This window comes from Caballeronia grimmiae, from assembly GCF_000698555.1.
Taxonomy (GTDB): domain Bacteria; phylum Pseudomonadota; class Gammaproteobacteria; order Burkholderiales; family Burkholderiaceae; genus Caballeronia; species Caballeronia grimmiae.
Genome location: NZ_JFHE01000080.1, coordinates 1 through 7,798, shown reverse-complemented (window position 1 = coordinate 7,798; position 7,798 = coordinate 1). Strand labels below are relative to the sequence as shown.

General features: G+C 60.0%; 5 protein-coding genes and 2 pseudogenes. 2 read left to right on the top strand and 5 right to left on the bottom strand.

Annotated features, from left to right (window positions below; genetic code table 11):
* From BG57_RS34050 to BG57_RS30220, 3 genes and pseudogenes are all read right to left on the bottom strand, one after another.
* Positions 1-212 (bottom strand): annotated as a pseudogene (locus BG57_RS34050) (IS30 family transposase); the annotation flags it as partial.
* The gene (locus tag BG57_RS30225) at positions 187-1,866 is read right to left on the bottom strand and encodes a hybrid sensor histidine kinase/response regulator (RefSeq protein WP_229754063.1); all 1,680 of its coding nucleotides are present in this window, start codon (positions 1,864-1,866) and stop codon (positions 187-189) included. The gene BG57_RS30225 and the pseudogene BG57_RS34050, both read right to left, overlap by 26 nt.
* Positions 1,867-2,452: 586 nt before the next feature.
* On the bottom strand, positions 2,453-2,638 hold the full coding sequence (locus BG57_RS30220; protein ID WP_035970863.1) for a hypothetical protein: 186 nt from the start codon (positions 2,636-2,638) through the stop codon (positions 2,453-2,455).
* 304 nt (positions 2,639-2,942) lie between these two features.
* On the opposite strand from BG57_RS30220, the gene BG57_RS30215 reads away from it, so the two are divergent.
* Entirely contained in the window at positions 2,943-4,433 is a 1,491-nt protein-coding gene (locus BG57_RS30215) for a CYTH and CHAD domain-containing protein (protein ID WP_081851042.1), read from the top strand.
* 586 nt (positions 4,434-5,019) lie between these two features.
* The gene (locus BG57_RS30210; RefSeq protein ID WP_035970860.1) at positions 5,020-6,192 is read left to right on the top strand and encodes a porin; all 1,173 of its coding nucleotides are present in this window, start codon (positions 5,020-5,022) and stop codon (positions 6,190-6,192) included.
* A gap of 71 nt (positions 6,193-6,263) precedes the next feature.
* Here BG57_RS30210 and BG57_RS30205 read toward each other — a convergent pair.
* Together BG57_RS30205 and BG57_RS30200 are read right to left on the bottom strand one after the other, a co-directional pair.
* Positions 6,264-6,548: pseudogene (locus tag BG57_RS30205) on the bottom strand (3'-5' exonuclease); the annotation flags it as partial.
* 71 nt (positions 6,549-6,619) lie between these two features.
* Positions 6,620-7,798: sensor histidine kinase (locus BG57_RS30200; protein WP_081851041.1), on the bottom strand; the 1,179-nt coding region annotated here is incomplete at its 5' end.

The following is a 7,798-nucleotide window of genomic DNA, read 5'->3' as shown; positions in this document are numbered from 1 at the left end:
TCGACGAGAGTTGCGATCTGGCTCGTAGCGTAGCTGTACAACAAGTCACCCTCCCAGTGCCCGGGTATTGCGCGATCCTCCGCCGCAGCAGGGGGTTCACTGATCGATACGGCGTTGCGAATGTTCGTGCGGCCCTCAGTCTTCAGTGTGTGATGACGAGACCGGCGCATGGTTCGAGAGCGTCGGCTAGGGTGCTGCGACTGCACCTTCAATAGCTTGGCCGAGTTGCCTCACGTCAACCGGCTTGGTGAAGTGGAAGTCAAATCCGGCGTCTGCTGAGCGCGCGCGGTCTTGAGGCTGTCCCCACCCGGTAATGGCGATGAGCGTGACGTCTTTCGTGGAAGGCGTTGTCCTGATCTGGCGAGCCACATCAAGTCCGCTCATGCCCGGCAAACCAAGGTCGAGCAAAATTACCTGCGGACTGTAGTGAGTGAGGATATCGACGGCTTCTTCCCCCGAATAGACGGTCCGTACCTCATGTCCCTCTAATTGCAAGAGCGCGGTCATCGCGTCAGCCGCGTCGACATTGTCGTCTACGACGAGGATGCGATGCGCGTCCACCGACGTCGCAACAGCGGGCACGGCGTGCGGCGGGGCCGGCGGTGGCATTACCCGTGTGTTTGCCGGGAGATGGACGGCAAAACAACTACCTTTGTCTTTTCCGCCGCTTGACGCCGTTAATCGGCCGCCGTGCAACTCGATTAGCGATTTCGATAGCGCGAGCCCGATACCGAGGCCGCCCTGTCGGTGATGGTCGGGGTTCACCTGCGAGAACATCGAGAAGATTGCGGACAACTTCTCAGGCTCAATCCCGATGCCGTTATCCGCGACCGAAATAACGATCTCGTCCTCATCGGCCGCAACAGTCAACTCGACGCGTCCGCCCGGCGGTGTGTACTTTGCCGCGTTCGTCAGCAAGTTGGCCAGCACCTGCGCCAGCCGCAGACGGTCGGCCTCAACATGGATTGGGCGGGCGGGGAGCTTAACGACGAGCTCGTGGCCCTTGCCCTCAAGCATCGGCCTGGCGGTGTCGACCGCATCGTCGATGGCCTCCTTGAGCGCCACCGCTTCCTTGCGCAACGTCAGCGCTCCACGCGTGATGCGCGAGACGTCCAGTAGGTCATCCAGTAGAAGTGCCATCGCTGCTGACTGGCGGCGCAACACGGTCACGCACCACTCTTTCCGTCCATCCGTCAGCCCAGGTTGTTCGAGTATCTCCGCGACCTGTCGGATCGGGGCAAGCGGATTGCGCAGTTCATGGGCGAGCGTCGCCAGGAACTCATCCTTGCGGCGGTCAGCTTCTGCGAGCGCCTGCTCAGCTTGCACCCGAGCAGTCACGTCGCCGAACCACGCGACGACCGAACCCTCGAGCGACGCGGCGACGACGTGAAACCACTGCTCGCCGTTGGCCCCTTGAACACGCACGTCGAAGGTGTCGCGCCCCTGCCTTTCCGCAAGCGGCGAAAGTCGCTCCAGCAAAAGGTCTGCATCCCACCCGGCCGGACGAACATACGAAGTTGAACTGCCGACTACAACGCCGGCGGCTTTGTTGAATAACTGGGCGGCTGCCTCGTTCAAGTAATCCCATCGAAGCTCTGCGATGCGACCTTCGTGCACCACCGGAGTCACGATGAAAAACGGCACGCCTGCACTGTTCAACGCCACGTCGAACCGGTGCCGCGCGTCGCGCTCAAGCCGCAGGAGTCGATTCGCAGTATCCTGCGCAGCCGCTTCCGCTTTTCCCGCCCGTTTTGCTACCTTCGCCAGTTGTTGTCCGGCCGCCACCAGGAAACTTCCGACGACGGTGTACGCAAGCAGGACCGCACGGTCCTCCGGTTGGCCAACAGCGAGACCAGCAGGCGGCATCCAAAGCGCGCCGAAGCCAATACCGCTCGCCAGCAGCAATAGGCCAGACCGGGCGCCAAACAGCACTGTGACCAACGGCAGGGCTGCACTGACGAGAAGGAATGTCAGGCGGCCATGAGCAAGCATCGTCAGCGTCTGCTGAGCCAGAAGTACGACGGCTGTAGTCGCGATACCAAACAACAGCCGCTTCATCGGTGGGAACTGGCTAATTCGAACGATCATAAAAATGGCCCGCCGCGGTGTCGACGTTGCTGTTCAAAATTGGGTTCGTCTGCATTAAGCATTCCTCCTATCTTCTAAATGCGAATCACTCGCGCAAAAAAACGTCCCGGAGTGTTAGTCCCGGGACGTTTTCGAAAAGCAATCGGCGGCTAGGCCGCTTCAGCAAAAAGACTTGACTGCGTCGAGTCGTATCCAACAGCGCGTCGTGGTCAATCGTCGCCGACCGCGTTCGCGATCAGATGCGTATCAAGTTCGGCGGGCGTCAGATTCAAACGTTGAGCCAGGCGCGAGAAGCACGGCCCACGTTTGGCCATGTCCCGAGACCGTTGAGCCATGCCGGTCGGCAACTTCGCGATGCCCTCGTTCAGCGACAAATGCGCTTTGCTGCAGGTGACGAACAAGCGGGATCGGCCTGGATGCGCGTGTAGCCCGCATCGCTCAGCGAACGCCCCTCCAGCTCCCGGAGCGACATATCCCACTGGATCGCGAGCAGATACTTCCGAAAGTCGTTGAGCGGACGAAGATGTCCGTATTGCTCGTCCTTGATCATGGCCTCAAGTGACTTATCACGGTCGCCCGCGACACAACAGAACGCACAACCGACCTTATATAACGAGAATGGACTGGACAGCAGTGTGTGAGTGAGTGGAATCGCGGTCGCACACGGTAGTGCCGCTCATTAGCACGGCAATGCGATAGGCAGGCAGCAAGAAGACCGCGTGTCTACCCAACGAGATGTCAGTCAGTGCCAACCCATACTGACGGAAAGTGTCTATCTGGGGCGCCCTCCAGTTTCACGTTGCTTTGATACGCCACGCGCTAAAGTTGCAGACTGAATTTCACTGATCGACCGAATGCAGCCAGACGACTTTCTCGAACCCCGTCAGCCGGCCAAATCAAGAATCTGCGAACTGGAGTGCCGGTATGCGGCCCTTGGCAATCTCCCTTCGCCAACATCGGTAGCCTCGCTGCGCGTGCGCGCCGTCGGCGAGCAACGGGTGCAGACCCTGAAGCTGGAGGGATCGGTCACCGCTGGCCTCTTTGCACGCGATGAATTCGAATGCCCGGTGAACGGCGATCGGCCTGACCTCGACGCGTTGCTGGCGCTCGTACCGAAAGACTCGAAGGCCATCCACATACTGTCCGAGCCTGATCTCGCAGAGCGCCTGGAGCCGCTCTTCCTCACCCGCATCGATCGGTGCGCCGCCACCTTGCAATTGCCCGATGGCGCTGAGTTCGAGCTTGCGATGGACGACGGCGCAGTCGAGGCCGCGGCCGGAGCGTCGGCTCCGATCCACGGGGTCGAACTGGAGCTCAAAAAGGGCGATCCCGAACAGCTTTACAACCTCGCCCTGGCCTTACTGCACGACATCCCGCTCCGCATCGATCATCTCAGCAAGGCGGACCGCGGCTATGGCCTGCTCGTGCAAGAGCAGATTACCGCTGTAAGAGCCGAACCGCTCAAGCTCAAGAGACGCGACACCGTCGAAGAAGCCTTTCAGGCCATCGCAAGGAACTGTCTGGCTCAAGTCCACGGCAATGAGCGCGGCGTGGTCTTGGGACACGATCCTTCGAGCGTGCATCAGATGCGGGTCGGGCTTCGCCGCCTGCGCTCCGCACTCGACCTGTTCTCGCCGGTCATTCCCGCGCCGGCTGATTTTGGCAACGAACTCAGATGGATCGCCGGCGAGTTAGGCAAAGCACGCGACTGGGAAGTGCTTGCAGGAACGACCCTGAAAAAGGCTCTAGCCTCCGCTGCCAGCGACGCCGATGCTACCGCCGTCCATAAGGCGGCACAGAACATCGCGACGGAGTATCGCAAGGCCGCCGTTGCTGCAGTCAACTCGGTGCGTTACACGCGTCTAATCATCCAGTTGACCCTTTGGATCGACCAGAAGGGATGGCGCACGGGTATGTCGAAGAAATCTCTGAAAGCGCTTGAGCACCGAATCACCAGCTTTGCGAGTGAGACACTGAAGCGCCGCCACAAGAAACTGCTCAAACGGGGCCACGGCCTGGCCGAGCTTGATGATGAAACACGCCATCGCGCGCGCATCGCGGCCAAGAAGTTGCGCTATGCGACCGAGTTCTTCTCTTCCCTGTTCGATCGACGCGAGGTCAAGCGTTACATCACCGCGCTGAGCGATCTGCAGGACGATCTGGGTTGGCGCAACGACGTCGTCGTAGCGAGCGGACTGCTCCGGTCGTTAGGAGAGAGCAAGCCTGAGACGGCAGCGGGCGCCGGATTCGCGCGCGGATACCTCGCCTCGCACGCGGTAGCGGACCACGATGCGATGAAGGCTTTGTGGAAGAGATTCAGTCGTCTGGCTGTGCCGCAACACTAAGCTCCGGGTTCGGCTTGTCGACGTTGGAGTTCTCAATTCGAAAATGAAGTGCTGGGACCACGTGCAACGAAACGTTCGGGAGTCAGGCGCTTTTCATGCCGAACGGACGCACGCTTCGCCTTGACCGGACAACGGCTATGTAGTGGGGGCGCTCGTGAACCTTGTGTCGCCCTTGGAAGTGCCTCGCCGTGAACGCTCATAAGATGGCCGTTTGCGCTGGTAGGTCCGATGTCTTCGGATGAGGTTTACTGCCCGACAGCGCTCCGTTCGCGCACATGCAATTCAGTCGAGGTCACGTAGGAATGAACAACGCAATTCAATGTGAACAACCGCAAGCCAAACCCCGTGGTGTGCATTAAGTTGGCGACATATGGCCGTTGCCGCGGCGCAACGCCAAACGGAAACAAAGCAAGGGATCGGACGCACGGCACGCCGCAACTTCGCACCGCGCTTCAATTGTTGCGGATTTGTGAATCGTTCTTGCATCTGTAGCAAGGGATCATTGCAAGGTAATGCCCTTGTTTGCCCGACCTGGCTTCTTATACTCACGGCGTTTTCCGTCGTCTTGAAGAACTGGAGTGATTCAATGAAAAGAATTTCCCTTGCTGTCGCCGGCTGTGCAGCTTTTGCGGCGTCCGCTGCCAACGCACAGAGCTCGGTTACGCTGTACGGCCTGGTCGATGCCGGCATCGCGTACACGAACAATGTTCAGAACGGTGCCCCCAGCCACGGGAGCTCACGCGTGGCACTGGCGAGCGGCAACATCAGCGGTAGCCGGTTCGGCCTGCGCGGTGCGGAGGATCTCGGTGGTGGTCTGAAGGCTATCTTCGTGCTCGAAAACGGCTTCAACGTCAACAACGGCACGCTCGGTCAAGGTGGCCGCATGTTTGGCCGTCAAGCGTTCGTTGGCCTGACCGCCAACAACTACGGCACCGTGACGATGGGCCGCCAGTATGACTCGATGGTCGACTTCGTCGCGCCGCTGTCCGGCACGGCGGGCACGTTCGGCGACTCGGGCTTCGCGCACGTGTACGACAACGACAACCTTCAACACAGCGTCCGCTTCAGCAACTCAGTGAAATTCGCGAGCGTCGACTATGCGGGCTTCAAGATCGGCGGCATGTACGCATTCAGCAACAGCACCAGTTTCACGGTGGATCGTGCGTACAGCGCCGGCGCGAGCTACAACAACGGGCCGCTGCGACTGGCAGCGGCCTACCTTCAGATCAACGGCTCGGCGGCGGCGAGTACACCTGCAGGAGCAGCTAATCAGAACGTTGCTGCTGATCCGAGCGAGTTCAGGACGACTGCGGGTGGCGGCAACCTGACGGCGGATGTGCAGCGCACGGTCGGTGCAGGCGTCGGCTATACGTTCGGCCCGGCAGCGGTCAACTTCGTCTACACGCATAGCCAGTTCCAGAACACAAACGCGTTCGGCATGTCGAGCGGTTCGGCTCACTTCGACAACTACGAACTGAACGTCAAGTACGCACTGACGCCGGCGCTCTCGGTCGGCCTGATGGATACGTATACGGACGCTCACCTGAACGGTGTGGCGAAGGTCGGTGCCGATCCGAAGTGGAATCAAGTGAATGCGATTACGCGCTACTCGCTGTCGAAGCGCACGGAACTGTACGCTGAAGCAATGTATCAGCATGCAATCGGCGGCAATAACCGCGCAGTGATGTACAACGCGGGCGGCACTTCGGCGACGAGCAACCAGGTGATGGGTGCGGTCGGCATGCTGACCCGGTTCTAAGACGTACTGCCAGTTGGTTCATGCCCCATCGAGCGGCCGGTGGGGCCTAACGGCGCGCGGCCGACGCGCCACTAAAAGACCGCTATAGCGCTCTGATTGAGCTGGGCCTCAACGACAAAGCGGGACTCGAAGTTTTTCGACGTCCCCGACACCATCAACGATTCGCGAGCACGCGTCATGGCGACATGGAACAGCCGTCGCTCTTCTGGCTCGATCAATTTGGGGTCCGGGACGATTGTCTCCTCGCTGCGGGCGATCCAGACGTGATCCCATTCGAGCCCTTTGGAGCTGTGCATCGTCGTGAGAATGAGAGCGCCCGGCGTCGGCTCGTTGTTGTCCTGACGCAGGAACAGCAGCCAGCGAGACTTGCTAGTCGTATCGTCGACACCCGCTTTATCTTCTCGCGACCGGATTCTTTTTCCGGCGATCATGCGACCGGCAAGGACACTGTGAAAGTGGTACCGGCTTCGCGATCCGAGATAACCGAGACCGAACCGCCGTGCGCCTCTGCAATCTCCATTACGATAAACAATCCTAGACCGATACCGTTGGGGCGCCGGCTTCGCTCCCCGTCCTTCGAAAGACGCGTAAGCGGACTGAAAATGCTCGATTGATGTACGGGAGGAATCGGCTCCCCAAAATTGTGAACGGCTAGCTGCACATGCGCCCCTGACCGCACAGCACTCACCTTCACCGGCGCTTCGGCAGCGCCATGCCCAACTGCGTTTTCGACGAGGTTCGAGATCATCTGTCGCACCCTGTCGCGGTCCCAATGGCCGTCGATCGTGTCTTTGATATCAAGTTCGATCGAACGCTCAGGATGAAAAGCGCGCAGTTCGGTGACCGCGTCCGTGCATAGTTCGCTTAAAGACATCCTTGCTGGCGAGATTGAAAGATGCCCGCCCATTCGCACCTGTGCGAAGTCGAGCAGGTCACTGACCATCTTTGCCATGATGCCGGCGCTGCTCACGATTCGCCCGGCCGCTCTTGTCTCGGCGTCACGCAGGGCCTCACTACGCACAAGAAACTGCGCGGACATTGCGATTGCGCCCAAGGGAGTGCGCAGATCATGAGCGATGACTCCCGAGAGCAGTTCCCGCGAGCGGTCTCTTTCTGCCGTGAACCACGCGATTGACTCCGTGAGCGCCTGATCGATGGCCTCATTGAAGCGAACCGCCTCCTCTAAAGCCGTAACGGGATCAGCGACGCCTGCCTCCCGCCATCGCCGCATAACACTTGCACGCAGAGCGCGGTATTCCGACACCATTTCGTTGAGCGAAAAGCTCTCAGCGAGACGACCTTGTGCGTGACTCTGTGCGTCGCCGACAAGTGATGGCGCGTTCAGCGGCGAGTCACCCCGGCTCTTGCTGGACCGTTCCAGTTCGCTCTGCCGCGCGTCCATGTCTTCCGCGATGTGGTTCAGGAGCTCGGCTGCGGTGTCTCGCAATTCATGCTCAGACAGTCGCGACGCGCTCCTCAGATGACTACGCGCGAACTCGGCGAACTCGTCGACGATGGCGTCAACCTCATCGCGGATTAACTGTGAGAGTCCGGCTTTTTGCTGTCGGCGATTGTCAGTGTCAACGGCACTCTGGAATTGATACGA

Excerpts from the sequence above, each read along its gene's own strand:
- BG57_RS30215 (WP_081851042.1), top strand. The coding sequence starts at position 2,943 with ATGCAGCCAGACGACTTTCTCGAACCCCGTCAGCCGGCCAAATCAAGA.
- BG57_RS30225 (WP_229754063.1), bottom strand. The coding sequence starts at position 1,866 with ATGCCGCCTGCTGGTCTCGCTGTTGGCCAACCGGAGGACCGTGCGGTC.
- BG57_RS30210 (WP_035970860.1), top strand. The coding sequence starts at position 5,020 with ATGAAAAGAATTTCCCTTGCTGTCGCCGGCTGTGCAGCTTTTGCGGCG.
- BG57_RS30220 (WP_035970863.1), bottom strand. The coding sequence starts at position 2,638 with ATGATCAAGGACGAGCAATACGGACATCTTCGTCCGCTCAACGACTTT.